1 protein-coding gene is annotated in these 517 nt (G+C 39.8%); it reads left to right on the top strand.

The genetic code is table 11. The annotated features are described in order from the left end of the window. The coding region (locus GDZ68_RS17945; RefSeq protein WP_153723682.1) for an RNA-guided endonuclease TnpB family protein at window positions 1–517 on the top strand (517 nt) is incomplete at both ends.

Here is a 517-nt window from a genome sequence, read left to right as displayed (position 1 = left end):
AAAGCCTATAAGTTTCGTATCTATCCAACCAAGGAACAGGCAGTCCTCATCGCTAAAACCATTGGATGTAGTCGTTTCGTATTCAATCAATTTTTAGGGCAATGGAACGATACCTACCAGAAGACAGGCAAAGGATTAACCTATCATCTTTGTTCTGCTGAATTAACAAAATTGAAAAAGGAATTACTATGGCTAAAAGAAGTTGACAGTATTGCCCTCCAGTCCTCACTAAAAAATCTTGCTGATTCCTATACACGATTCTTCAAGAAACAAAACAAAGCACCACGCTTCAAGTCTAAAAAGAACCCTGTTCAATCTTATACGACCAAGCAGATCAATGGAAATATTGCCATCGTAGGCGACAAAGTGAAGTTACCTAAATTAGGGCTTGTTCGTTTTGCCAACAGTCGGGAAGTACAGGGGCGTATCCTGAATGCGACCGTCAGACGAAATCCAAGTGGCAAATACTTTGTATCTATTCTAGTAGAAACAGAAGTACAGCAGTTGGAGAAAACAG

The sequence above is a fragment of the Sporosarcina cascadiensis genome (assembly GCF_009650995.1).
GTDB classification, from domain to species: Bacteria; Bacillota; Bacilli; order Bacillales_A; family Planococcaceae; genus Sporosarcina; species Sporosarcina cascadiensis.
The sequence above is the reverse complement of the archived record's forward strand: the minus strand, read 5'-3'. Positions and strand labels throughout refer to the sequence as shown.